This is a genomic window from Flavobacterium sp. CSZ, assembly GCF_015350725.1.
GTDB lineage: Bacteria > Bacteroidota > Bacteroidia > Flavobacteriales > Flavobacteriaceae > Flavobacterium.
In genome coordinates this window covers 162,821-189,522 of the sequence record NZ_JADKPQ010000011.1, presented here as the reverse complement: position 1 = coordinate 189,522, position 26,702 = coordinate 162,821, and the positions used below count along the sequence as shown (strand labels likewise).

Annotated in this window: 25 protein-coding genes; 7 read left to right on the top strand and 18 right to left on the bottom strand. The window is 30.9% G+C overall.

Annotation, left to right across the window (positions count from 1 at the left end; all coding sequences use genetic code 11):
- Positions 1–77 precede the first annotated feature (77 nt).
- From IRZ78_RS14570 to recQ, 3 genes are read right to left on the bottom strand one after another with little or no spacing between them, the layout of a single operon-like run.
- Positions 78–500, bottom strand: coding sequence for a hypothetical protein (locus IRZ78_RS14570; RefSeq protein ID WP_194617227.1), 423 nt, complete (start codon positions 498–500; stop codon positions 78–80).
- A gap of 5 nt (positions 501–505) precedes the next feature.
- On the bottom strand, positions 506–1,264 hold the full coding sequence (locus IRZ78_RS14565) for a hypothetical protein (protein WP_194617226.1): 759 nt from the start codon (positions 1,262–1,264) through the stop codon (positions 506–508).
- 8 nt (positions 1,265–1,272) lie between these two features.
- On the bottom strand, positions 1,273–3,468 hold the full coding sequence (gene recQ / locus IRZ78_RS14560; RefSeq protein WP_194617225.1) for a DNA helicase RecQ: 2,196 nt from the start codon (positions 3,466–3,468) through the stop codon (positions 1,273–1,275).
- A gap of 87 nt (positions 3,469–3,555) precedes the next feature.
- Between recQ and IRZ78_RS14555 the strand changes: the two genes are divergently transcribed.
- The 5 genes from IRZ78_RS14555 (at position 3,556) to IRZ78_RS14535 (ending at position 6,814) form a co-directional block, all read left to right on the top strand.
- Positions 3,556–4,521, top strand: a complete 966-nt coding sequence (locus IRZ78_RS14555; protein WP_194617224.1) for a KpsF/GutQ family sugar-phosphate isomerase — start codon at positions 3,556–3,558, stop codon at positions 4,519–4,521.
- Complete coding sequence (gene tatC, locus IRZ78_RS14550) at positions 4,521–5,336, top strand: twin-arginine translocase subunit TatC (protein WP_194617223.1); 816 nt, start codon at positions 4,521–4,523, stop codon at positions 5,334–5,336. Before IRZ78_RS14555 ends, tatC begins: the two co-directional genes overlap by 1 nt.
- The gene (locus tag IRZ78_RS14545) at positions 5,329–5,682 is read left to right on the top strand and encodes a carboxymuconolactone decarboxylase family protein (protein WP_065450930.1); all 354 of its coding nucleotides are present in this window, start codon (positions 5,329–5,331) and stop codon (positions 5,680–5,682) included. The genes tatC and IRZ78_RS14545 overlap by 8 nt, the downstream gene beginning before the upstream one ends.
- Before the next feature lie 87 nt (positions 5,683–5,769).
- Entirely contained in the window at positions 5,770–6,510 is a 741-nt protein-coding gene (lptB, locus tag IRZ78_RS14540; RefSeq protein ID WP_029272155.1) for an LPS export ABC transporter ATP-binding protein, read from the top strand.
- Positions 6,511–6,592: 82 nt separating this feature from the next.
- Entirely contained in the window at positions 6,593–6,814 is a 222-nt protein-coding gene (locus IRZ78_RS14535) for a DUF5808 domain-containing protein (RefSeq protein WP_194617222.1), read from the top strand.
- A 49-nt stretch (positions 6,815–6,863) separates the two neighbouring features.
- On the opposite strand, the gene IRZ78_RS14530 is transcribed toward IRZ78_RS14535, so the two are convergent.
- A complete protein-coding gene (locus IRZ78_RS14530) occupies positions 6,864–7,724 on the bottom strand; it encodes a glycoside hydrolase family 25 protein (protein WP_194617221.1) in 861 nt (286 codons plus the stop codon).
- Between the two features lie 10 nt (positions 7,725–7,734).
- Positions 7,735–8,451: a CDP-alcohol phosphatidyltransferase family protein gene (locus IRZ78_RS14525; protein ID WP_194617220.1), complete on the bottom strand. Its 717-nt coding sequence runs from the start codon at positions 8,449–8,451 to the stop codon at positions 7,735–7,737.
- 323 nt (positions 8,452–8,774) lie between these two features.
- On the opposite strand from IRZ78_RS14525, the gene IRZ78_RS14520 reads away from it, so the two are divergent.
- Both IRZ78_RS14520 and IRZ78_RS14515 read left to right on the top strand, forming a co-directional pair.
- Positions 8,775–9,758: a PorV/PorQ family protein gene (locus IRZ78_RS14520; RefSeq protein ID WP_194617244.1), complete on the top strand. Its 984-nt coding sequence runs from the start codon at positions 8,775–8,777 to the stop codon at positions 9,756–9,758.
- A gap of 36 nt (positions 9,759–9,794) precedes the next feature.
- Positions 9,795–10,931, top strand: coding sequence for a DUF4105 domain-containing protein (locus IRZ78_RS14515; protein WP_194617219.1), 1,137 nt, complete (start codon positions 9,795–9,797; stop codon positions 10,929–10,931).
- Positions 10,932–10,934: 3 nt separating this feature from the next.
- Here IRZ78_RS14515 and IRZ78_RS14510 read toward each other — a convergent pair whose 3' ends face one another.
- The 13 genes from IRZ78_RS14510 to neuC all read right to left on the bottom strand — a co-directional run bounded on the left by IRZ78_RS14510 (position 10,935) and on the right by neuC (position 26,699).
- Positions 10,935–12,329 carry an exopolysaccharide biosynthesis polyprenyl glycosylphosphotransferase gene (locus tag IRZ78_RS14510; protein ID WP_194617218.1) on the bottom strand — a complete coding sequence of 465 codons (1,395 nt, stop codon included), beginning with the start codon at positions 12,327–12,329 and terminating at the stop codon, positions 10,935–10,937.
- A 57-nt stretch (positions 12,330–12,386) separates the two neighbouring features.
- Positions 12,387–13,736 (bottom strand): O-antigen ligase family protein, encoded by a 1,350-nt coding sequence (locus IRZ78_RS14505; RefSeq protein WP_194617217.1) that lies wholly within the window; start codon positions 13,734–13,736, stop codon positions 12,387–12,389.
- The gene (locus IRZ78_RS14500) at positions 13,736–14,812 is read right to left on the bottom strand and encodes a glycosyltransferase (RefSeq protein ID WP_194617216.1); all 1,077 of its coding nucleotides are present in this window, start codon (positions 14,810–14,812) and stop codon (positions 13,736–13,738) included. Before IRZ78_RS14500 ends, IRZ78_RS14505 begins: the two co-directional genes overlap by 1 nt.
- Positions 14,812–15,927 carry a glycosyltransferase gene (locus IRZ78_RS14495; protein ID WP_194617215.1) on the bottom strand — a complete coding sequence of 372 codons (1,116 nt, stop codon included), beginning with the start codon at positions 15,925–15,927 and terminating at the stop codon, positions 14,812–14,814. The genes IRZ78_RS14500 and IRZ78_RS14495 overlap by 1 nt, the downstream gene beginning before the upstream one ends.
- A complete protein-coding gene (locus IRZ78_RS14490) occupies positions 15,928–16,926 on the bottom strand; it encodes a glycosyltransferase family 2 protein (RefSeq protein WP_194617214.1) in 999 nt (332 codons plus the stop codon).
- Positions 16,923–18,467 carry a glycosyltransferase family A protein gene (locus tag IRZ78_RS14485; protein WP_194617213.1) on the bottom strand — a complete coding sequence of 515 codons (1,545 nt, stop codon included), beginning with the start codon at positions 18,465–18,467 and terminating at the stop codon, positions 16,923–16,925. Before IRZ78_RS14485 ends, IRZ78_RS14490 begins: the two co-directional genes overlap by 4 nt.
- Positions 18,464–19,615: a glycosyltransferase family 4 protein gene (locus IRZ78_RS14480; RefSeq protein ID WP_194617212.1), complete on the bottom strand. Its 1,152-nt coding sequence runs from the start codon at positions 19,613–19,615 to the stop codon at positions 18,464–18,466. Before IRZ78_RS14480 ends, IRZ78_RS14485 begins: the two co-directional genes overlap by 4 nt.
- A gap of 4 nt (positions 19,616–19,619) precedes the next feature.
- Positions 19,620–20,501 carry a hypothetical protein gene (locus IRZ78_RS14475; RefSeq protein WP_194617211.1) on the bottom strand — a complete coding sequence of 294 codons (882 nt, stop codon included), beginning with the start codon at positions 20,499–20,501 and terminating at the stop codon, positions 19,620–19,622.
- On the bottom strand, positions 20,501–21,934 hold the full coding sequence (locus IRZ78_RS14470) for an MBOAT family protein (RefSeq protein ID WP_194617210.1): 1,434 nt from the start codon (positions 21,932–21,934) through the stop codon (positions 20,501–20,503). The genes IRZ78_RS14475 and IRZ78_RS14470 overlap by 1 nt, the downstream gene beginning before the upstream one ends.
- A 39-nt stretch (positions 21,935–21,973) precedes the next feature.
- A complete protein-coding gene (locus tag IRZ78_RS14465) occupies positions 21,974–22,978 on the bottom strand; it encodes a glycosyltransferase family 4 protein (protein ID WP_228520489.1) in 1,005 nt (334 codons plus the stop codon).
- Positions 22,979–23,027: 49 nt separating this feature from the next.
- On the bottom strand, positions 23,028–24,131 hold the full coding sequence (locus IRZ78_RS14460; RefSeq protein WP_194617208.1) for an acyltransferase: 1,104 nt from the start codon (positions 24,129–24,131) through the stop codon (positions 23,028–23,030).
- The gene (locus tag IRZ78_RS14455) at positions 24,122–25,513 is read right to left on the bottom strand and encodes a CDP-glycerol glycerophosphotransferase family protein (protein ID WP_194617207.1); all 1,392 of its coding nucleotides are present in this window, start codon (positions 25,511–25,513) and stop codon (positions 24,122–24,124) included. The genes IRZ78_RS14460 and IRZ78_RS14455 overlap by 10 nt, the downstream gene beginning before the upstream one ends.
- 64 nt (positions 25,514–25,577) lie before the next feature.
- Positions 25,578–26,699: a UDP-N-acetylglucosamine 2-epimerase gene (gene neuC, locus IRZ78_RS14450; RefSeq protein WP_194617206.1), complete on the bottom strand. Its 1,122-nt coding sequence runs from the start codon at positions 26,697–26,699 to the stop codon at positions 25,578–25,580.
- Positions 26,700–26,702: the final 3 nt, after the last annotated feature.

Genomic DNA, 26,702 nt, shown 5'->3' with positions numbered 1-26,702 from the left:
TTGAAATTTCAAACAAAAAATTCCAAATTCCAAACTAGCACTTGGAATTTGGAATTTAAATATTGTTTCCCTGCTCTTTATTTCAAATCAAGTCTATAATCACTAAATGCATAAGTTTTATTATCTTTTCCTAGCAACTTAACACTTTTAAACTCAACAGATTCTTCACCATTCACCTGATAAGTATAAACGTCTATATCTTTGGAACTCGATGGTGATTCATAAAACTTACCATTTTCTGTCCACCACTTTCCCTTTTCAGTAAAAGTCTGAATTTCACAATCTTCTTTCGCAGTAAACATTATCATATAAGTACCATCTGCAAATCTTTGTTGTATCCAATGCTTTTCAACTCCCTCTATTTGGGCATCTTTTTCAAAACCTTTCCAAATACCAACTAACTTTGCGTCATTCTCTTTTTTATCAATTGAAAAACTAAAAATAAAAATCGAAAACACTGCTAAAACAGCTATTTTTAACGATGGTGATACTTTTTTCATAAATATTAATTAATTGGAATTTCTATTGTTTTAATATAATCAGATAAAAAAGCAAACATAAAAGAATCCATTTCCTTATCTGCTCTAAATTCAGCTTCTTTTTTCTTTAAAGACTTATTTTCTCTTCCAACACCAGGATTCTCTACCAAAAACACACTATTTGATACTCCTATTTCACCTTGGGCTGCATCTTTAAAATCTTTAACTTTACGCTTATACTCATCAGTTTGCTTATAATACTTAAAATAATCAATTTTAAATTTCTGAAATTCTTTTCCAGTCATTTTTTTCGATTTAATATTGACGCCATTCTTTATTTCTATAAGATTATAGTTCTCATAAACTGAACTATAACCCATATGGACATATTGAATCATATTTCCTGATGGACATATTAATAAACCGGAATAAAAATCACATTCAAAATTAGATTTCATTCCAAACACATCCTTATATATAGATGTTAAAAAAAAATCTGTTTCGCCTTTACTATTTTCTTTGTAATCTTCTTTATAGATGTTTTCAACAACCAATTTACCATCTAGGAATTTAAAATACGCAATATACCCACGCCAATTTGCACTGGAAACACTATGCACTAAATTCTGGGGAAAAGGATTAGTCTCAAAATATTTTTCTAAAGGATTTGATTGTATTTGCAATGTATCCTTATCAATGATTAAATAATCCGGAACCTGAGCGGTTGCAAATGATTTGACAGATACAAGAACAATAAAAGCAAAAAACAATTTCAAAAACTTCATAACATATTTTAATTCGCAACCTCACTAATAAACTTAATACGCATTAAACGCAATTCATCAATATCATAATCGCCATCGAATTCTTTAAGAGCGTCTTCGATTTTATCTGATTCTGATTCCATGAAATAATCGTGAATTTCTTCCTGCTGATCGTCGTCAAGCATATCATCAACCCAATATTTGATATTCAGTTTTGTACCTGCGTAAACAATCTGCTCCATTTCTTTGATTAAAGCATCCATCGAAAGTCCTTTTGCAGATGCAATATCATTTAGAGATAATTTTCGATCTATATTCTGGATAATATATAATTTATTGGCTGAATTTACTCCGGTAGATTTTACCACTAAATCGTCTGGACGAATAATATCATTATCCTCTACATAACGATTTATCAGAGTTACGAAGTCATTACCATATTTCTTGGCTTTTCCTTCACCAACACCATGAATATTATATAATTCGGTTAAAGTAATTGGGTATTTTAAAGCCATATCTTCAAGAGAAGGATCCTGAAAAACAACAAACGGAGGAACTCCCAATTTTTTGGCTACTTTTTTACGCAGTTCTCGCAACATTCCCATTAAAACTTCATCAGCAGTTCCTGATGATTTTGCTGCCGTTACAATTGCCTCATCTTCAGATTCATTGTATTCATGATCTTCAGACATCATAAATGAAACTGGTTTTTTAATAAAATTCAAACCTTCTTTGGTGATTTTTACCACTCCGTAAGTTTCAATATCTTTTGATAAATATCCAGCGACAAGAACTTGTCGCAATAATGCCATCCAGTATTTTTCGTCATGGTCTGATCCTGAACCAAAAAAGGATTGCGTATCTGTTTTGTGTGCTTTGATAACTGCATTAATTCTACCTATTAAAGTAAAGACAATTTCTTTTGACTTATATATATGTTTGGTATCACGAACAATTTCAAGCAATTTAACAGCCTGATCTTTCGCTTCGACTTTAGTTTTAGGATTACGAACGTTGTCGTCCATATCTGCACCTTCACCGGTTTCGCCGTCAAATTCTTCACCAAAATAATGCAATAAGAATTTTCTGCGCGATATTGAGGTTTCGGCGTAAGCCACCACTTCCTGCAATAGTGCAAAACCTATTTCTTGTTCGGCAACTGGTTTCCCGGACATAAATTTCTCTAGCTTTTCTACATCTTTATAAGAGTAATAAGCAAGGCAATGCCCTTCTCCTCCATCACGACCGGCACGACCAGTTTCCTGATAATAACTTTCAAGTGATTTTGGAATATCATGATGAATTACAAAACGAACGTCTGGTTTATCAATTCCCATCCCGAAGGCAATTGTTGCTACAACCACATCTACATCCTCCATCAAGAACATATCCTGATGTTTTGCTCGTGTTTTAGCATCTAAACCTGCGTGATAAGGAACCGCGCTGATTCCGTTTACTTGTAAAACTTCGGCAATCGATTCTACTTTTTTACGGCTTAAGCAGTAAATAATCCCGGATTTGCCTTTATGTTGTTTGATAAATCGAATGATATCCGATTCTATATTTTTAGTTTTCGTACGAACTTCGTAGTATAAGTTAGGTCTGTTGAACGATGCTTTAAAAGTATTTGCATCAGACATGTCCAGGTTTTTAAGAATATCCTCCTGAACCTTTGGAGTTGCAGTTGCCGTTAATCCAATGATGGGCACTTGCCCTAATTGTTTAATAATGTTTTTCAGATTTCGGTATTCAGGCCTAAAATCATGCCCCCATTCTGATATACAATGTGCTTCATCAATAGCAACAAACGAAATAGGCACGCTTTGTAAAAAAGCTACATATTCTTCTTTGGTTAAAGATTCCGGCGCTACATACAAAAGTTTGGTTAAGCCAGAAGTGATGTCTTTTTTTACTTGTGCGATTTCTGTTTTGGTAAGAGAGGAATTTAGCACATGCGCAATTCCGTTTTCAGAAGAAAGGCTTCGAATTGCATCAACCTGATTTTTCATCAAAGCAATTAAGGGAGAAACAACGATAGCTGTTCCGTCCTGAATTAAAGCGGGTAATTGATAACAAAGAGACTTTCCACCGCCAGTAGGCATGATCACGAAGGTATTCTTTTTGTTTAAGATACTCGTAATGACTTGCTCCTGCAAACCCTTAAATTGGCTAAAGCCGAAATACTTCTTTAATTCCTTGTGTATTTCAATTTCGTTTGAATTCATTCTTTATATTAATGGATATTTTGTATAAATTTGCAACACATAAAGATACAACTTTCTTTTATACATACAAATTTAAAATATCCTGTTTTGATTACAAAAGAAAATATATTGGCGATTGCCAAGAAAACCATACTCTCTGAAAGTGAAGCAATTACAAAGCTGATTGATTTTTTAGACGAAAATTTTTACGAAGCTGTCCAACGTATTTACGAAACTAAAGGCCGATTGATCGTTACAGGCATCGGAAAAAGCGCGATCATTGCTCAAAAAATGGTAGCCACTTTTAACTCTACAGGAACCCCTTCTATGTTCCTGCACGCCTCAGAAGCTATTCACGGAGATTTGGGTATGATACAAAACGAGGACATTATTATTTGCATCTCTAAAAGCGGAAATAGTCCTGAAATTAAAGTTTTAGTCCCATTATTAAAACGCTTCGGAAATACCTTAATTGCCATAACAGGAAATGTAACTTCATTTCTAGCAAAAGGTTCAGATTATGTTTTGAACACAACCGTTGAAATGGAAGCTTGCCCAATAAATTTAGCGCCAACAAACAGTACCACAGCACAACTTGTTATGGGCGATGCTCTTGCAGTTTGTTTGATGGAAATGCGCGATTTTAAACCTGAGGATTTTGCTGTATATCACCCAGGCGGAGCTTTAGGCAAAAAATTATTGCTTCGCGTAAAAGACATGATTGAACACTCGTTAAAACCAATGGTTACGCCGGACACGTCAGTTAAAAAAGTTATTTTTGAGATCTCTGAAAAACGATTGGGAGTTACAGCTGTAATCGAAAATGACAAAATAATAGGAATTATTACCGATGGAGACATCCGAAGAATGCTAAATGACGTAGATACTATTGCTGACTTAACTGCAAGAGATATTATGTCCAAAAATCCTAAATCAGTATCTTCAGAAACTATGGCAGTTGATGCTTTAAATATTTTAGAAGATTTTTCGATAACGCAGCTTATCGTTTCAGATAACGGAGAGTACAAAGGAGTATTACATTTACATGACATTTTAAAAGAAGGAATCGTATAATGGCAAAAAAGAACCTTGGCGAGATGTCATTTTTAGACCATCTTGAAGAACTTAGATGGTTATTAGTTAGAAGCACAATTGCAATATGCGTTATGGCTTTTTTCACTTATTTTATAAGTGATTATTTATTTGATCAGATTATTTTAGGCCCAATAAGACCTACCTTTTTTACTTATGTCTGGTTTTGCGATTTATCTCATGCACTAGGATTCGCAGATAGCATTTGTATTACTGAACTGAATTTCATTATTCAGAATACAGAGATGGAAGGACAGGTAAATATTTTTGTATGGATGTGTCTTTTAGCCGGTTTCATATTAAGTTTCCCTTTTATTTTATGGGAACTCTGGAAGTTTATAAGCCCTGCTTTATACGAAAAAGAAAGAAAAAATGCCAAGGTATTCATCTTCACTTCTTCATTACTTTTCTTTTTGGGAGTACTGTTCGGGTATTTTGTTGTAATACCAATGTCCGTGAATTTCGTAGCTACGTTCTCTGTGAGTGATGTTGTGAAAAACCAATTTACATTAGATTCTTATATGGGAATGGTAAAGACAAGTATTCTTGCCAGCGGATTGTTTTTTGAATTGCCCATCATTATATATTTCCTGACTAAATTAGGATTAGTAACTCCTGATTTCTTAAGAAAATATTGGAAATATGCCGTTGTAATTATCTTAATTGTAGCTGCAATTGTAACTCCTCCAGACGTAGTAAGCCAGACTATTGTAGCAATACCAATGTTGCTTATCTACGAAGTGAGTATCCTGATTTCGAGGATTGTTTATAAAAATAAATTGAAAGAAAATGTCTGATATCGTACAAGAGTTTAACGACTATCGTTCTAAAATGAACGAAAAATTACTCGCTGATAATAACAAAATTGTAAAGCGAATTTTTAATCTTGACACCAATGCATATGCAGCGGGAGCTCTTGATGTAAAAACAAAAGAACTTTTAGGATTAGTAGCATCGGCGGTTTTACGTTGCGATGATTGCGTAAAATATCACTTAGAAACCAGCCATAAAGAAGGCGTAACTAAGGAAGAAATGATGGAAGCAATGGGAATCGCAACTCTTGTTGGAGGAACAATTGTAGTACCTCATTTACGCAGAGCTTACGAATTTTGGGAAGCTTTAGAAGAAGCCGAAACTAAATAATTGTTAATACATTTATTTGCTGAATCGTTTATTCGTTAATTTGTAGCGAATAAACGATTCTAACGTTTAAACGATTAAACTTTAAAAATGAAATTAAGAGCTGATAATTTAATCAAAACCTATAAAGGTCGTAGCGTAGTAAAAGGAATTTCTGTTGAAGTAAACCAAGGAGAAATCGTTGGACTTCTAGGACCAAATGGTGCAGGAAAAACAACTTCTTTCTACATGATTGTAGGATTGGTAAAACCAAATCAGGGTAACATTTATCTTGATGATTTGAATATTACCGATTATCCGATGTACAAACGCGCTCAACAAGGAATTGGCTATTTAGCACAAGAAGCTTCTGTTTTTAGAAAATTAAGTATTGAAGATAATATTTTGAGTGTTTTGCAATTGACTAAACTTTCTAAAGAAGAACAAATTGCAAAAATGGAAAGTTTAATCGAAGAATTTAGCTTAGAACATATTCGTACCAACCGTGGAGATTTACTTTCTGGAGGAGAACGTCGTCGTACCGAAATTGCACGTGCTCTTGCAACTGACCCTAAGTTTATTTTACTCGATGAGCCTTTTGCAGGAGTTGACCCTGTTGCGGTTGAGGACATTCAGAGAATTGTTGCTCAGTTAAAAAATAAAAATATCGGAATCCTAATCACTGATCACAACGTTCAGGAAACATTAGCAATTACAGATAAAACATACTTAATGTTTGAAGGTGGAATTTTGAAAGCGGGAGTTCCGGAAGAACTAGTAGAGGACGAAATGGTTCGTCGCGTTTACTTAGGTCAAAACTTTGAACTTCGTAAAAAGAAACTTGAATTCTAACAAAAGTATACAGTCGCAGTTTTTAGTTTCAGTGAATGCTGAAAACTGAAACTGAAAACTGCGACTGAAAACTAATTTAAAAATGAAGTCAGAAAAACCAACTCAGGAAGATTATGACAATTGGCATAAAGATCCAAAAAAATGGTATTTATGCTTCTTTTATTATAATCCGAAAGACAAAAGGTTACTACCTCCAAAAAGAATTGAATGGATGGGTTACACACTAAACCTTGCTAACCCTTATTCTGTACTACTCCTATTACCTCTGGTGATAATAATTGCTCTGGTTTTTTTATTGAAATAAATTAAAGCATAGCAAGAACACACTGAAAACTGTGACTGAGACTGAAAACTTATTCAACCGTAATAAACTGCAGCTGTTCTAAATCGCCGTTATAAATATTTACATCAACCCGATGTTTGATTCCAGGCAGAGAAGCTTTTTCTGTAAACTGCCAAAAAAGCCAATCGTCTTCAATTTTTTCTCTGTAGAAATTGTAATTGGCTATCCAAAATAAATATTCTCCAAATTCTTCTTTCAAAAAATCACTGTAATAACGTTCGCCTGAATAAATTATAGGACGCACCTGATAATGGGCTTCTACTTTATTGAGCCAACGCTTCAATCCTTTTTTTAAACTATCTAAAGGTTGATTTTTTGGCAATCTCTCTATATCTAAAACTGGTGGTAAATCACCTTTTTGCAATTTTACTGTTTTAATAAAAAGATTGGCCTGCTCGATAGAGTTTTCATTCGGGCGGTAATAATGATAGGCTCCGCGTATGATTTTATGCTCTTTTGCTCCTTCCCAATTTTTTCTAAACTGTCTGTCAACTCTGTCATTGCCCGCAGTTGCGCGAACAAAAACAAATTGTACAGGATATTTCTCTTCTAATACCTCAACTTCATCCCATTGTACTTTTCCCTGAAATTCAGATACATCAATTCCTATTACTTTTCCTTTATGATTTTCAAGTACTTTAATGTTTCTAACATCAGATAAATGTTTATCTACAGCATCTTCGTCTAAAACTTTATTTGATTTAAAACCAAGATAATATGCCAGTCCATCACGATAATGATAAACTGCAAAAAAAAAGAGTAACACAAAAAAAGAATAAATAATAAAGCGAATTACTCTTGCAAAAAACGATTTCTGAGGTTTCGATTTTCGTGAATAAGAAGTTCTTCGGGTAGTCGTTTTTCTTGCCATTCAGATACAGCTACTTTTTCAAAAACATATTATTAACAACTGATAATAATACATAAAAAATGATAATTAAAGGAATTGCCATGTATTGCAGTCCTACTAATAAAAGCAACGAAACCAACAAAAATACTATTTGAAGCACATTATCTTTTAGAGTAAATTTCTTGATTTTTAAAGCAAATAAAGGAATTTCGGCATTCAAAATATAAGCACTACATAATGTTATTGCTAGCAAAACCCAGTGATTAGTCAGGATTTCGAATACGGCTAAAGAATCTGAATATTCTAAAACTAAAGGAAGACTTAAAATAAACAGCGCATTTGCCGGTGTTGGCAAACCAATAAAAGAATCTGTCTGGCGAGTGTCGATATTAAAATTTGCTAATCTGTAGCAAGAACCCAAGGTTACAATAAATCCTAAGAAAGGAATAAAAACTGAGCCAATCACTTCATGAGGATTAGCGCTTTTTAAAAACATTGTATACATGATGTATCCCGGTACAACTCCGCTGGTTACCATATCAGCCAAAGAATCTAACTGTAATCCAAGCGGACTTGAAACTTTGAAGAGTCTGGCAAAAAAACCATCAAAAAAATCAAAAAAGATTCCTAAACAAACCATATAAAAAGCCATTAAATAATCGCCTTGTGAAACAAAAACTACGGCTATACAACCACAAAACAAATTGATTAATGTAATTAAATTAGGAATGTGCTTTTTGATATTCATGATTTATATTTTTTGATAATTGCAACCACAAATTTCGCATAATAAGTGACAATTTATACTATTAGTATAAAAATTTTATATCAATCTTTTAAAAAAGTAAATGGGGAGTTTAGTTTCTAAAGTTTTTTTTTTTAAAATCCATCTTTTGTAATATTTCTCAAAAGGAATAAATTTGCTTAGTAAAATATTATATTTTTGGTAAAAATTAAAACAGACTCAGATCTGCAAAAAAATATCCGTTGAAGAAAATCCTGCTGCTTTTATTTTGTTGGAATTGTACTTTACAATATGCACAAACTGTTCGGAAATATTCGAATGAATTTATGAATATTGGAGTCGACGCAGCAGCATTAGGAATGTCAAGTGCGGTTACCGCTTCTACAAATGATGTAAACTCTGTTTATTGGAATCCGGCCGGTTTAACCAATCTTGACGATCACCAAATTTCATTAATGCACGCCAATTATTTTGCGAATATTGCTCAATACGATTATATAGGCTACGCAAGCCCAATTGATGACCGAAGTGCCTGGGGAATCTCGATGATTCGCTTTGGGGTCGATGATATTATGGATACCACTCAATTAATCGACAATCAGGGAAATATTGATTATAACCGAATTAGTTTGTTTTCAACTGCTGATTATGGTTTTACTTTTTCGTATGCCAGAAAATTGCCTGTTGACGGATTTCAATATGGAGTAAATGCAAAAATTATTCGACGAATTATCGGGAAATTTGCAAATTCATGGGGATTTGGATTTGATGTTGGACTTCAGTTCGAGCGAAATAACTGGAAATTCGGTTTAATGCTTCGCGATATTACAACAACTTATAATGTTTGGAATATTGATGAAGAGGAATATGCAAAAATTGCCAATGCAATTCCCGGAGAAAATAATGAATTACCTGAAAGTACCGAAATTACTTTACCAAAGGCGCAATTGGGAGTTTCCAGAACGTTCGATTTTCATAATGACTATAGCCTTTTGATTGCCACAAACCTGAATATGCGTTTTGAACAAACGAACGATATTATTTCATCTAAAGTAGTAAGTATTGATCCTGCTGTAGGATTTGAATTTGGATATACCAACCTTGTTTTTTTAAGAGCCGGAGCGGGAAATTTCCAGAATGTAGCACAACTAGACAATACTGAAAAATTGAATTTCCAGCCTAACATTGGTCTGGGTTTTAAGTATAAAGGCATTCAGATTGACTATGCTCTGACTGACTTAGGAAACCAAAGTACCGCTTTGTACTCAAATATTTTTTCTTTAAAAGTAGATTTAGGTATCTTTAGATAAAATTTGCAAACCATAAACTTCTTAAAATTTTAAATCATGAAAAATGTCATTTTCAAAAAAGCACTTTTTAGTTTACTATTATTACTAAGTTTTATTGGGTTTAGCCAAAATTTACCTTTATCGAAAGATGCTAAAATAAGTGTCCTCACTTGTGGATTAGGCAATGAAACCTATTCTTATTTTGGTCACACGGCCATACGAGTTGCTGATCCGGGAAACAATATTGATGTTGTTTATAACTACGGTGCTTTTGATTTTAGAACACCAAACTTTGTTGCAAAATTTGCAAAAGGAGATTTACAATATTTTGTAATTGTACATTCGTTTCCGGAGTTTATTGAAGAATATAATAATGAAAAAAGGAGTGTATTTGAGCAAGAGCTTCTTATTCCTCAGGACGTAAAACAAAGGCTTTTTGATAATTTAAATACCACATTAGCTTCTGAAGATCGTTTTTACACTTATAAGTTTATTGATAAAAACTGCACATCAATGGTAGTGGATATCATCAATAAAAGTTTGAATGGTACTGTTATTACAAAAAAAGGAGCTACAGATATCACCTATAGATCTATTTTATTCCCATACTTCAATGGTCATTTTTATGATCAATTGGGAACAAGTATTATTTTTGGAACAAAAGTAGATCAATTAGGAACTAAAATATTTTTGCCTTTTGAATTGAAAAATAGTTTAGAGAAAACTACTTATCAAAATCAATCATTAGCTGCTAAAAGTAAAACACTACTTAGCTTTGAAAAAGAAACTCCAGGTTCATGGTGGAATAACGTTTATACTTATCTTTTTATTCTTGCCTTTGTAGTTCTTGCCCACAATAAAATAGTGGATAAAATCTATCTTTTGATTTTATCTTTAATAGGAACCTTTTTTGTTTTTATGGGATTTTATTCCTTTCACCACGAACTAGCGATGAATTACAATGTGCTTTTATTTAGCCCATTATTATTGGTTTTACTCCTTTTTTCCGTTATCAAAAACAAAAGATGGACGTATCGATTTGCAGTTTTACACTTACTATTTTTGGTAGTTTATGCTATTTTTCTAATCAATAAAGCGCATTTTCTAATTGTTTTACCAATGATTATTACAAGCGGATTTGTTTTAGTAAGAGTTGCTATTCGAAATAAAAAACGTATTCCGATTATTATCTAAGCACTATTGTCCGCGGTAGAATAAAACTGTAGTGATCGTTTTAAAAGTGATACTTAAATCGAGAAAAATACTTCGGTGTTTGATATAGTATAAATCATACTGCAGTTTTACCAAACTTTCTTCGATAGATTCTCCGTAAGAATAGTTTACCTGAGCCCAGCCTGTAAGTCCTGGTTTTATAACATGCCTTGTTTCATAAAACGGCATTACACGCGCTATTTCCTCAACAAAAAATGGACGCTCTGGTCTCGGTCCAATAACCGCCATATTACCTTTTAAAACATTGAAAAACTGAGGTAATTCGTCTATTCTGGATTTACGCATCATTTTACCAAAAGGAGTTATACGTCTGTCATTTGAAGTAGCAAAAGCAACTCCCTTCGATTCAGAGTTTTCAACCATTGTTCTGAACTTATAAATTTCAAAAACAACTCCGTTTTTGCCAACGCGCTGCTGAGTGTAAAATAATGGGCCTTTATTTGCAAAAAAGTTTACAATATAAATTAGAGGAATAAAAACAACACAAGCCGATAGCCCTATAAAAGAAAATAAAAACTCCATAGAACGTACCAAAAACAAGTAAAGCCTGTTACTATTACTTCTGCTAAAAGGGAAAAATCTGTAGAAATCCCTGGCAATATATTGCACTGGAATACGCTGCGTCTTACTTTCATAAACCTGGGTATATTCGCGAATAACATTCCCGGATTCTAATAAGTGAAGTAATTGTTGATATAAATCAGCAGTAATTCCGTCTGTTTTTTGAGAAGCAATTACAATTTCAGAAATTTGATTTTTAGATACAAAAGCTTCCAAATCCTTTTTCTTCACTTCTTTTACATAATGAAAATTTAAATTTTCTTCAGATATAGAATCTGAATTTACAAAGCCAGCAATTTTATAATGCGGGTCAACGCTTTCCAATCCTAAAACCAATTCTTCAACTTGATTTTGATCACATATTAAAACGACGTTTTGAGAAAATCGTTGTGAAGCAAGAAAATAAACATAGAACAATCGCCATAACAATAATGTCCCGATTATTGTAAAATAAAAAATAAATATAATCAAACGCTGCTTTGGTAATTCCGGAGATAAAACAGGCGTAAATAAATAAGCCAAACTTGAAGCTGTTCCGGTAAACACTACACTTTGAAGAATTTGCAATTGATTACTTGCAACCTGCAAATTATACATTTCGAATATTAATCCGAAAACATACACATAACTAATAAGTAAAAAAAAGCTTACAAAATTACTTGTATTAAAAACAAAGTAATTATAATCAAATATTAGACTTAATATATATAATGCCGATAAAATAAAAACAGCATCAAAGAAAATAAGTAATATTTTTCTTTCTGAAATTTCAAAATGCATTTTAGTAGTAGAGAACATTTATTCAGTTTGTTAGGGGCTTAAACTTGAGGCAAATGTATTATAAAAAAACAGATATTAATCTACCGAATCCTCAGCTTTTTCCGGAATTTTAACCTGAACTAACAAAAGCGACATTGCATATACAAAAGCCGGTGCTGCAGTTCGCATCGCAGCGTGATTTATGGTCAAGAGCCAAAAGACATAAAAAGACAAGAAATACAAATGTTGCCTATTATTTAAATAAACTACAAAAGGAGTTATAAAAAGAATCAGAAGTCCAAAAATACCAAAAAGACCATGTTCGCTAAACATACGTGTAATTTCATTATGGGAGGCAGCTTCCCCTCCAAATGTTTCTTTTCTAAGTTGCTTTCCCATTCCCGCTCCAACTCCTAAAATAGGATTTTCTAAAAAAAGTGTTATCTCTTCATTCATAATTTGTTCTCTGCCTCCCAATCGATCTTTCTTTTCCCTACCACGAGCATCCTGATTTGCATATCTTTTTTCGATAAGTCCTCTGGTTTGAAAAGAAGAATACATCCATACTCCTACTGCCATTAAACCTGTTAGAATAAAAACCAAAACAAACTTACTTTTCCCTTTTGCATTCGAGAACTTATACAACAAAAACAACAGACACACAATCATAACAACTGCGGTTATTACACCTCCTCTAGAAAAGGTTACAATTCCTCGATAAGTGACGAATATTAATAAAAATCCATTTAAAAAGATTGTGAATTTTGATTTTGAGAATAATATAAGTTGGGTAAAAAAGACGAACATCCCCAAACCTAAAGCTGTAGAAACCTGATTGGGTCCAAATCCTCCTGAAGTTTCAAAATTAGATTGTGTTCCTCTTACGACATCTCTGACACTAGGGTTAAATAAAAATAAATATACCGTTGTACTTACTATTGGTAAGGCCATTGCAAGTAATACATTCTGTAAGTCCGAAAACAGAATTTTCCTTTTAAACATGTATATCGATGATATAGCCAAACATACAGGTCCCGATAAATTAAAAACTAATGACTTTTTTATATCAATAGAAGCATTAAAAACCGTAGACGTAATTAGAATCCCCGGAATTAATAAAATGAGGAAAAACCAATATATAAATGCGTTTGTAGAAAAATCACTATAAATCATCCCTACCAACATGAAAAAAATCACGTTAACCTTAACGAACTCATTGTTAAAATTACCACCTGTCATTCGCAAAAAAACCTCAACACCAACCAAATATGCCGCTACTAAAATCACTTCATTATTTCTATTTTTAGTTCGGTAAACAATAAAGAAACCAGCAATTGGAATGAAAAGCGCGTATAATTTAGACAAAAAAGGGATCATAAAAACAGCCAAAGCAATAACTGCATGAATTATAAGCAGAAAAGTATAGGACAATTTTGTGTTTTTCATTAGCTTATTTTTTGATATTCCGCAATTAGCTTTTCAATTATTATGGTTTCAGTATAATTATCTAAAATAAATTGTTTATAGCTTTTTCCAAATTCCTCTCTTAATTTCTTGTCATTCACTAATCTTATTAAATGATTACTAACTTCCAAATCAGACAAAGGATTGAATAACATACCAGTAGAGTTATTGACTATAAGAAGTCCACAATAGCCAACATTTGTTGAAAGTACCGCCAAATTTGCTAACGCATACTCAATTAATGTCACTGGAAATCCTTCATCGGTTGATGCCAAAACTCCTATAGAAGCTTGTGATAAAATATATTTAACATCACTCTTCTCTCCATACAAATGTATATAATCCTGCAAAAAATTTGATTCTATAAATCTTTTTAAAATATCTGAGTAAGAATCAAAATAATCTTTACCTACTAAGTGAAGGCTCCATCCTAACTCATTTAACTTTAAATACTGAAACGCTTTCAAAATTAAAATATGGTTCTTTGGCTTCTTTAAATTAGCTAAAAAAATAATTCTTTTACCTGCCGTCCCCTTCAATTTTGTTATTTGTTCATTTTTCTTTCCAGAGATTACAAAATTAGGAATAAAAATTACCCTTGGACATTTCATGTTTTTCCTACTCCAGTCTTCTAACTGATGATTCACTACAAAAATGGCAGAAAAAAAGATCGATAAAAAAATTAAAACTTTATTTTCTTTCTTGGTTTCTGTAGCCCGACTTCCATAATGATCATGCCAAACAATTTTCACTTTAGGCATAGTCAGTTTACCTAATATTGCTATAAAAAAAGAAGAACTGTGCGCGTGAATAACATCAATTTTATTACTCTTTAAATATTTCCTTAATCGGAGAATAGCCTTCAAATCTATTCTTTTATTTTTTTCCAAAAACAAATAAGAGACCTTTTTCCCAATTTGATTTAATAACGAACCTTCTTTACGAGATACAATTAAACCTGAAAATTCTATTTTTTCAGATAAGGCATTAGCGTAATTTACAGCCATACGTTCTGCCCCTCCTGTTTCTAAAGAATCTATTATTTGTACAATTCTCATTATGTTAATAGCTTTTTGATTTCGGCTTCAAAAATATCTGTAGTATAATTTTGTGACCAGTCAGTAGCTAACCTGCTTTTATTTATAAAAGTTTTTTCGTCTTTAATTATTTCCATCAACTGAGCTACATCTAGTTCCAAATTCATTTCTAGCAAAATACCTCTTCTACCATGATCTAACATAAAAGGAACACAAGAGACCTTACTAGCAATTGGCAAACATCCCCAAAACATTCCCTCAGCAATAGCCTTTGGCCAACCTTCGCTTTTAGAAGGTAACATTACAAAGTGACTTTTTTGATAGGCTCTTTGTACCTTTTGTTTCTTTTGATTTCCGTGTAAAATAATAAAGTTCTTTAGATTATTTGTTTGAATATATTTTTCTAAATTACTTCTTTCAAAACCTTCTCCGTATAAATTAAGCACTATATTAAATCCATTTTCTCGTAAATGTTGAGTTAATTTTATTGCATACAATGGATTTTTACCTGAAACTAAACTCCCAACAAAAACAAATTCAATTATACTATCAAAATTAGTTTTCAAAATTGTTTCTTTTTCAGTTTCTGAATAAGTAGCGGTAAAAAAAGGTTTTATATTTTTTGATTGATTATTCCAATCTCCATATACCAAAACCTGCATATTTCGAGTCAAAAAAGTGTTACTTAAAATCCACTTTTGTATTTTATATGTAAATGGCTGTTTACTTTTTGGATCCCAATTACCTGCATATTTAGCTGTTTTAATTTTATTCGGAAATAAAACCTGAATAAAACAAGCAACTAATCCCATATTTCCAGGACAACGTACATGAATATGATCAGCATTTTTCATTGCCCAAAATATTTTCCAAAAAATTATTGGTAATTTAAACGCTGAAATTAAAATGTTATTAAAATTGGTAAAATTAAAATCTGGTATTTTTCTAAAACTAATATTATTATGCCGATAAGGGAAATCTATTGCTGTTGATTCGTCAATTTTTAATGGAGCCACAATAATTACCTCATCAATATATTTTAACCATATATTCATTTCATCAATATACGGAGCGTAACCAAAATATTGATTTCCTATTTGGATATGAGAAACATGAGTTATTATTGCAAATTTCATTTATTCTATTTTTGGTTTATGAAATACTAAACTCCAAAAACCAACAATTCTTCCTAAGGATTCCGTAAAGGCAGCTTTTTTATTTTGTTCTGTAATAATATTCGAAAACCGAATCAATGTTAAAAGTATAGTAATCGCATTCCATTTGAAGCGATCTTTAAAAACAGGATTAGGATTTTTAACACGCCAAACGTACCAACCATTTCGGACTACCATTTTCCCATATTTATATTGATTTGGTCTACCTGAAGCTGCATGAAAATGAGACAAGTGGGCACTTGTATTTATAACATTTTTTCCAAAATTTAGTGCTCGCAGACTAAAGTCTGCATCTTCATACAAACCATATCCATCAAAAAAAATAGAAAATTTAATAGTATCTACAATACTTTTCCTAAAGGACATTGACATTCCTATCAATAAATCTACCTCATAAATTCTTCCTGTATTTGGAAATCCGGAAGTTCTACCATGCGAGTAATTTGGCATTTTGCCTGAACTTAAATTTGAACCTAGTTTAAAATAATTTCTCACTACATTTCTTAAACCCTCTTTATAAAAATATCCTTCAAACAAATAATATTTTTTAGGATCGTAAAATACGTTTGCTTCTTGAGGCTTCCATTTATATTCATTAATTGCCAAACCTCCCACACCTACAACATTCAAATTCGTTTTAAATGTTTCTATAGTTTGATAAAAATAATCTATTTCTAAAACAGTGTCATCGTCTAAAAAGCAAACAATTTCAGAATCAATATTAACTTTAGAAATTCCGTAATTTCGTTGTTTTGTTAATCCACGGTTTTCTTTAGAAACCAAAAAGTATTCTACGTTCTCAAATATATTTTCTTTTAATATATTTTTAGTTTCATTATTGACAGAACCATCAATTACAAGAATTTGATGTGGAGATAATAATTGCTTTTGAACAGAATGCAATAAAGCAAGTAATGATTTCGGTCGCATATAAGTGCAAATAATCAAAGAGAATTTCATGTTTTAGCAATTAATTTGTTAGCCCAATATAAACTCTGTTTCCATTCTTTTTTAAAATTAAAAATATACCTTATTGGATTTTTAATACTTTGCTTACTATAGTATTTAAAAAATAAAACTATTTGATATCCTTTTCTCTGTTCGACTGTTTGATGTATTAACTTATATAACATTACTGTTGGAGAAGGTTTGGGTTTAATTTTATCTTTGCCCCATTCTAAATTTGGTTTAGATCTAAAACCACCCATTGGCGCTTTTAAATGCAAAATTTGAGGTGTTGGAAAGTATAAAACATCCATTCCTTGATTTCGAATTTGCATTCCAAAATCAGAATCTTCCCCAAATGCAAATTCGTATCCCTTATCAAATCTTATATTTTTAACTATTTCATTTTTAACTATACTACATCCAGACCCAAAAGTAGACCATTGGACTATTTCTTTAAAGGTTACATTTTCATTTTTTTGTAAGCAACTAAAAGAAGCTGCTTTACTTCTGAACTTTAATAAAAAAACAAATGCTTCGGCAATAAAAAAATTAGAAACCCTAATATCATCATCTGCAAAAAAAATCCACTCGCTTTCGATTTGACTTAAAGCTAAATTACGGGCATTGCAAGCTCCTGGCTGATGTGTAAAAGTATGTTTTATTTTAAATGGCCAAATTTCTGAAACCAAATAGTCTAATTCTGAAACACTATCTAAAATAGGATTTTGCTCAACTATTATGATGTTTTTTGGTAAATAACTTTGTTTCGATAAATCTTTTAAAATATCATATAGTTGATTCTTTCTTCCAATAGTAGGAATAATTACATCTATAGTACTTAAATCCGTATCATGTTTTATTGAAGAACTAACCTGAAGATTATTTAATCTAATGTTATTATTATTTCTGTTTTTATAGAAAAGACTTTTTAATAATCCCAAAAAAGGAAGCCTACATTCATAAATCATTAAATTTAAGCACAATAGAAACAGCCATCTTTTTCTGTAATGTTGCTTTACGAATTTAAAAAGTAAAAAAAATGAATACTTTGTAGTCGAAGTTAGATTATTTTTAATCAATAATTTTGGTTCTGAATAACATAATAATCCTAATGGCATGCATACTTTAGCAATCGAACATAAATAATAATCAAAATCCTTATCCAGTTTAATTTTATTATGGACTGCCAATAATAAACCAGCGTGAACAACTCCTATTAAACTGCTCATCTGCCAGGTTGCATAAGATACATCCTTATTGATTTTAACAAAAAGAGTTTCATCAATATACCCTATTTTTGAACCTGGAAAATTTTCATCATTTGGATTATATGATAACATCATTTTATCATGATGAAAAAGTTTTTCTATCGCTTCAAAATCAATAAAATTTTTATATTTTTCATTACACCAAATTATTTTTGACTGAGGGAATTTCACTGCTAAATTCATAATTACAGATGCAATATTAGCTTTTTTATCAAAAGCTAAAACCTCACCACTTTGAGAAGTGACACTTATCACCTTATTCTGATTGTGATATAAAACTATCAAGATTTAGATATTACTGATTTATAAAACGCTATATTCTGGTTCGCCAAAACTTCTATATCAAAAAATGTCTCTACCTTTTGCCTAGCTAATTTTTCAGTTTTCAAACGTAACGTTTCATCTTCTAAAAAATCATTTATTTTTTTTGCAAAAAGAATATGATCCCTAGGATTCACTAAGAATCCATTTTGTCCATCATCTATCATTTCACTAGCCCATCCAATATTTGACGCTACTATTGATTTTTCCATCGCCATAGCTTCTAACCAGGAAACTGGAAAAGCTTCAGCAAAAGAGGGAAATACACAAACAGTTGCATGCTCTATTTTTTCTTTTATTTCATGGTAAGGAACACTTCCCAAATATTGTACATTTTGAATTGCTTCCTCAGAAAATAATCCCTGCATCATTTTCCAGGTTGAAAGATTCCCTGAAACAATATCCCGAATATCTTTACCAATTAAAATTAATTTAACACCAGGATTATCCTCAATGACTTTATTAAAAATAAATGGTAATTCCAGAAGTCCTTTTTTACGAATTAAGCTTCCGAAATACAATATAGCTTTTTCTTTATGGGGATTTTTATTCCTAATCTGAAATATATTAGAATTTATAGGATTTGCAATAATTTTAAATTTTTTGTTTAACCCAAAAATTTCATTTGTTTTCTCTGCTGTAAACTGACTTACTGATAATAATCCATCTGCTTTTTTTAACGCTCTTTTTTCATGAAACTTATTAATCCATTTTACAGGACGATTATCTAAATGACAGAAATAAGTATCTGAGCCATGTAATCGAATTATCAAAGGGCATTTTAGGGGTTGAATAAAAGATGATATTCCGGTCCAGTCAGGAGCTTCAACTAAATCAATTTCATTTTTTAAATGTAATTCATTTATAATTTTTTCTATTTTTTTTCTAGTTAGCAACCATGATACACCTTTAAATTTTATATTCTTTATTTGTTGGATAATAATTCCACTATCATCGAAAATATTATCTTCTTTTTGCCCATAAACGAGAACTCGAACTGAAATACCTTTTGACAAAAGACCTATTGACAAATTTTTAATACTTGTTCCTATACCACCGGAATCTCCTATTTTAGGATGTGGATATTCTGGTGTTAGAAAGGCTATTGTCATTGTTTTATTTGTTAAAAAAATCTTTCAAAATTCTTGCGGTAAATATTCTCGCTCCATCATCTGTCATATGCCCGCAAGAAGAGAAGTATTTATTTTCAACAACTACATTTTCGTAATTGTAAATTTCCGGATACACTTTTTTTACTTTATCAAAATAATTCATCCCAACTACATTTTCGCACATCGGGGTCATCACAGCAATAAAATTAATATTGTTATCTTTGCAAATATTTTTAATCTCTTCGTAATATTTATTGTGCGGCAAAGGATTTAAATTAACAATATTGTTCTTCATGTTGCCGTTTTTGTTTTTTTCTAAAGGATAATAACCTAAATTATCTAATGAATTTGTTTTTTTATGAATTGCACTAAAAAAAGTCTCTCTGAAACCTATTTTAGAATCAAATTTTACATATCTGTAGAAAGGGATATAATATAACTCTTTGAAGTTTTCTTCATTCGAAAAATGTTCTTGAATAACATTTGAATTATGGATATAAGGCAAAAATAAAGCACAAATACCTTCGGCTTGATGATCGCTGGCAAGGTTTAAATCAGCTTCAAGAATAACATTTTTAATAACATATTTTCTTTCAATCATTAATTTCAACATTAAAGAAGCTTCAAACAAATGCCCGCCGCTCATTCCATAATTAAAGGTATGTAATCCTTTGTCTTCAAACATTTGCGATACAAAATGATTATTTGCCCGAGAAGAACCTAAAATAACAACATCATTTTTTTGTGCTTTCGAATTAAAAACGGTTTCGATTTTTCCTCTATTTTTAGATTGCATAAAAATAGCAGTATAGATTCCATCCAGTCCAAAGGCAATCAAAATGATTACCAAAATAATTTTAGCTATATAAATTAAAAAGCGTTTCATTAAAATTGAAAATATATAAATTCTTTGTAATCTGAAAAAGTTCCGAATGCCATTATAGCTATTATTGCAAAAGCCAATTTGAGCATATTTCTTTTTCCTGAAAGCGGCTCAAGTTTAGTACGATTATTCCATTCGACCAAGACAAAAATACCAAGAATTAGCAATAACTCATAATTATAGCGCTCGTTATCTAAATACTGAAAGCTAAAATCTCTGCTCGAAATCATATGCTTTATATAAGATAAAGCATCTGTTATGGTTTTAGCTCTAAAGAAAATCCAGGCTATACATGTTAACGAAAAAGTATAAATAATACTCAACAAAACCTTTACTGAATCAAAATTAAATTTCAGCTGAATGGTTCCAATATTATTTCGGTTACTGTTTGATAAAAGTAATGGTAAAAAATAAACAGCATTTATAAATCCCCATGCCAGATAAGTCCAATTGGCTCCATGCCAAAATCCGCTAACTACAAAAATGATAAACGTATTCCTGATTTTCATCCAAATCCCACCTTTGCTCCCGCCTAACGGAATATATAAATAATCACGAAACCATGAGGAAAGTGAAATATGCCAACGTCGCCAAAACTCAGCAATATCTCTTGAAAAATAAGGATAATTGAAGTTTCGTAATAAATCTAAACCAAATAGTTTTGAAACTCCTAATGCGATATCTGAATATCCTGAAAAATCTCCATAAATCTGAAATGCAAAATATACAGCTCCTAAAATAAGGGAGAAAGAATTCATTGAATTGTAATTGTCAAAAATAGCATTCGCATACGTTGCGCATGTATCCGCAATAACCACTTTTTTTACTAATCCCCAAATAATTTGACAAATACCTTCTTTTGCTTTTTCAAAATTAAACTCTCTTTTTACTTTTACCTGGGGCAACAAATGTGTTGCTCTCTCTATAGGGCCGGCGACCAAAAGAGGAAAGTAACTTACAAACAACGAATAATCTATGAAATTATATTCGGCCTTTATTCTTTTCAGATAAATATCAATTACATATGATAATCCGTGGAAAGTGTAAAATGAAATTCCGACCGGAAGAATAACATTTAATAAAATTGGGGTTGCCTGAATACCAACTGATTTTAATAAATCTGAGAATGAAGCTGCAAAAAAATTATAGTACTTAAAAACTCCTAAGAAACCTAAATTCACCAAGATACTAAGCCAGAACCAAAACTTTCGGCTTTTTTGAGATTTTCCTTTTTCGATTTGGATTCCAGTATAATAATCTAAAAAGGTAGAAAAAACCAGTAAGAACAAAAATCTCCAATCCCAACAAGAATAAAAATAATAGCTGGCTACAATTAACAAAGCATTTTGTGAGCTTTTTGTTTTATTGAATACAAACCAATACAAGAAGAAAACTATTGGTAAAAAAATAGCAAAAGCTAAGGAATTAAAAAACATATTTGAGGTCTAACTTTAAATAGATTAAATTTATGGATTTTAGATTATTAACTTAAAATAGTTGTCAACCATTTGAGATAATGAAAAAGCGTGCAAATTATCATTAATATCTGAATTATTATCCAAAATATATTTTTGATTTAAGATGTTTTCCAAAATTGTTTTCAACTGGTCTGTTTTAGTTGCTTGAAATAAAAATCCGTTTTCATTTTCTTTAATTAGTCCTAGTACATTTCCCTCTTTTAAAGTTGTAATGACTGGCAAATTGCATATTAAACTTTCGAGTACAACATAACAAAATGTTTCGCCACGAGAAGGATGAACTAAGAAGTCGTAATGAGAATAAATTTGATTTAAATTTGAAACACTTCCTTTAAAGTTAAAAAACTTTTGAAGGGAGAATTTTTCAATCATTTCCTGTAATTCTTTCTTATAATATCCTTTACCATAAATATCAAATGAAAAATCAAGACTATTTCTTTCTTCCATTTCATTTACTGCCAGGATTAAGTCCTGAATTCCTTTTTCTTTTCTTAAATGAGAAACTACGATAAATTTATTAGAAGTAGAAAAGCTTTGTTTCTTAGTGTATTTTGCAAAATCTAATCCATTTGATATAACTTCTATTTTGTAACTGATATGAGATCCAAAATCCTTTACAAGTTCTTTTTTAGTAAATTCTGAAACCCCTACAAAAACATCAATGTATCTTGAAAATAAAATTCCTTTTAATCTCTTATTTATTCTTTTTTTGACTGGATATCCGTGCAAAGGTCTCGGATTATGGTCAACTGCGATAACTTTTGCATCTGTAAGTTTCTTGATTTTATAAAAAAAAGGCGTACATAATTCTACGAAATGAGTTATGATATGTGAATATTCAATTCTAATTTCACAAAAAGAGAGAAAATTATTTTCTGTTTTACACTCATAAATATTTAAATTTGAATACTCTCCATGATTAGATTGGTTAGGAAAAAACCAATCTACTTCAAAACCACTTTCTTTGCATTTTTTATCAAATTCCCAAAAAAAATAATCCATGCCTCCCACTCTTTCCGGAAGCAATTCATAATTACAGATTACGGCTATCTTACTCATTAGTTTTATTTAATAAACGTCTATTTAAGTATTTACTAATTTTAGTTTCTATTTTTTGAGTATAAAGAATACTTAAAGTAATCATTACAATTATTATTAAGACTGGCGCTATAAAACTATTTGGATAAAAAGCACTCACAATATTACGAATCCAAACAATTCCAATATATTCATGAATAAGGTAAAGAAAGTAAGATGAGAAACCGACTTTAATAATAAATCTATTTTCTAAAAAATGTAAAAATTTAGGATAATATATAAAACAAAAGAAAAGCAAAAACATAATTATACTTGATATAAACTCCGGTAAATTAAAGCTATAGTTAATGATGAAAAAACTTATCACTAGCAAAAAGATGTATAGTTTATATTCTCTGTTTTTATAAAGCATATAAAACAATGCTCCAGACAGAAAAAAGACAAGATGCTTTATAAGGTTCAATAGATTAAATAATTTAGTAAAATAATCAAATTGATCAAAGCCAAAAAAAAGTAATGCATAATATAAAAATATAGCCACAAAAGAAGCAATGATAAAATTTCGTTTAAAATTTCGTTTACTGACAAAGTAAATAATACTGGCAAAAATATAAAACTGGATTTCCGGCCATAGACTCCAGTAATCATAGTTGATATAGCTAAAGTAGTTTGGAATCCCGGAAATTGAATTATAAAGATTAGGAGGCAAAAATGTGATACTAATCAGTAAGTTTCTAAAATGATTGTCCGGAAATGTATTATAATGATCAAATATTAGTAAAAAGCAATATGTTAATATAGAAGCAACTAGTATAGAAGGGAATAGGCGAATGAACCTCTTTTTCCAAAAAGATATAAAATCCTGTGTTCCTTCTAATGAATAACAAATTACAAATCCGCTTATTATGAAGAAAAAAGGAACTCCTTTAAAACCATAATGGAAATAGTTTCCACCAAAATAAGGGTATGCAGGGTCATTCCAACGATAAAAATAATGATATAAAAGAACTGACATTATTGCTAATGTTCTAAAGCCATCCAGAATAGTTATTCTATTATTAGAACTTAAAACCTTTGAATTACATTGAATGATTGTTTTTTGATTATTTATGCCCATTTAAAAAGAGTTTCGGCTATTCTTTTACCTGTGTTATCTAATGTTTTACTTATTTGTAGTTCCAATAATTTCTTCCTGTTTTCTGAATCTGATTCTGAATTATTTAAATACCAGTTTATTGCATTTATTAAATCTTCCTGATTTTTTACAATTTTAGTTGCTTTGCTTTGTACCACATTTTCTATGTGTGCATATTTTAAAAAACGCTGATCATCATACAATCCGTTTTTCGAATTTCCAAAAACGGTATTGATTACCGGTTTATCAAACTGAATAAAATCCAGGCTCATTGTAGATAACATATTAATGTTAAGATCTGAATACTGTAATAAGCTTCTCAAATCTTTTATATCCTCTACAGAAGGAATTCTTTGCGACCATGATTCCTGATGATTTTCTCTTGACAAATGCCATTTTGGATAATTCCATTTTATAAAAGGAAATTTTTGTACAAATCTTGAAAAGCGGATAGGATCTTCCGCCGGTGAAGTTCTAATAATAAAATTCACATCTTTTATTCTTCCTTCTTTTATAGTATTTGCGATAGTTTCAATATACAATTCATCATTTTTACTGGTAGCTATATCACCACAACTAAAACAAATGATTTTTAAATCAGGATTTAATTGAAATTTTGATACAAATGCTTCTTCTGAAACTTTATAGCGATCCAAAACATAAGGTTCAAACTGAGGAGTTCCTACCACTTCAATGTCTTTTTCTTTTATTGATGAATAAAATTCTTGCAATTCAGATTTCATCAAATCGCTCCACACCAGATAATAATTAAAATTAGCTGCCATTCTGCCTTTTGAAGCCAAATTATCCCAACTAAAAATAAAAGACGCTGTTTTAATTTTTAGTTTTTCTGCCTGATAAACCAATGGCGCAATATAAGGAGGCCTCTGATGTGTAAAAAACAATAAATCAAAATTTTCATTTTTTAAAATTGCTTTATAGCCAATTGTCTTTGAATTATTTTTAAAAGATAGTTGTTGCCAGAAATTGAATCTCTGAATCCACTTTTCTGAATGTAAAACGGAAGTTAATTTAAAAATAAAACGGGTTGCATAACCTCTGTTGCTTTTTGAGGTTGAAGTATTTGTTTTTAGATTATCCTGAATACCAAAGTTATCTTTTTGGTGCAATTTTAGATGGGCTACTTCTTTGGCTTTTCTAAAGAACCATGTTGTAAACTTTTCTTCAAAAACCTCCAATTCAATAATTTTTGATTTGACTACAAATCCAGAATATACTGTTGTTGGCAAACAAGAAAGAATTACAACCTCATCAAATGTTTTTTCAGTTTCTGCCAAAAAATCACTTAAGATAAAATTTCTAAAACCAACACCATCTGTAATTACTATTCCTAATTTTTTCATTTTATTTATTTCCCTAAAATAGAATATATTCTATTTTGTCTAATATTATCAATTTTCTTTTTTTTTAAATATCTCTAAATTGTTTTTGATGATTAAGCTGCCAAATATCTGTTCTTTGAAGACATTGCAGAAATAATTCGTTACTATTACCCTGACCAAAATCATTTTCAACACTTTTCACTTGATGTAAATTAATAATCGAAAGTGCTTTTGTTATACCTTTTTCAGAATAATCTGTATTAATAATATCAGCATGAATAGCTCTGTTTTGCTGACGAGTGCCAATATTGATAATAGGAATTCCATAATATGGCGCTTCTCTAATTCCTGCACTACTATTGCCAATAATAAATTGACTGTTTTTTAATAAAGTCAAAAAATACTCAAAACGAAGGGATGGAAAGACTCTGAATCTTTCGTTTCCTTTTAGTTTTTCATACGCATCAAGAATAAATTGGCTTCCTAAATCGTTATTAGGAAAAATAACAATATAATTATGATTGTCTTGCAATAATGAAGTCACAAAATTTTCTACATATTGCTTCATTTCATTAATCTCAGTTGTAACCGGATGAAACATAACAATACCATATTTTCCAAAATCAATTTTATAATAAGCTTTCGCAGTGCTTAAATCCGGTAATTGATCTGAAAACATAATATCAACATCAGGTGAACCAATTGTAAATATAGATTCTTTTATTTCTCCCATTTGTACCAACCTTTTTTGCGCTTGTTTATTGGAGACAAAATGAATATGACTTAATTTGCTTACACTATGACGAATTAATTCATCTACGGTACCTGAAACTTCTCCGCCTTCTATATGAGCTACTAAAATATTGTTCAACGATCCTACAATTGCACCTGCTAACGTTTCAACCCTATCACCATGAACTACTATCATATGCGGATTTACCTCTTTGCAATATACTGATAATCCTTCGATAGTTTTAGCGAGAGTCAAATCCATTGTGGTTTCATGGGTCTGGTTTTTGAAAGTATGGATGTTTTTATAATTACATCTTTCTATTTCAATTAGTGTGTAACCATACACCTCCTGCAAATGCATTCCGGTAACAAAAACATATACTTCAAAATCCTGTTCTTTTTCAAGAGCTTGAATTAGTGATTTTATTTTGCTAAAGTCTGCACGAGTACCTGTAAGGAATAAAATTTTCTTCATCAA